The following is a 237-nucleotide window of genomic DNA, read 5'->3' as shown; positions in this document are numbered from 1 at the left end:
GAGCTGAAGTAAGACTTGATAGTACTACAGGTACCCTAATAGGAACTTTCACTATTCAAGCAACAGGTGCATTTGACACATATGAAGAACAATCAATAAATATTGTAGGAGCTAGTGGCACACATGATATATATATTGTTTTTAAAGATTATTATGGTGTAGGTAACTTCGATTGGTTTAAGTTCAGTAATTAGAATCAGATAAGCAAGCAGCTTGACCCAAAGCCAAGCTGCTTGC

General features: G+C 35.9%; 1 protein-coding gene. It reads left to right on the top strand.

Going from position 1 to position 237, the window contains the following annotated elements:
* On the top strand, positions 1–194 hold a 194-nt coding region (locus ACX6CF_RS26340), incomplete at its 5' end, for a carbohydrate-binding protein (protein ID WP_458788353.1).
* Positions 195–237 lie beyond the last annotated feature (43 nt).

This window comes from Vallitalea sediminicola (genome assembly GCF_054408565.1).
The sequence above is the reverse complement of the archived record's forward strand: the minus strand, read 5'-3'. Positions and strand labels throughout refer to the sequence as shown.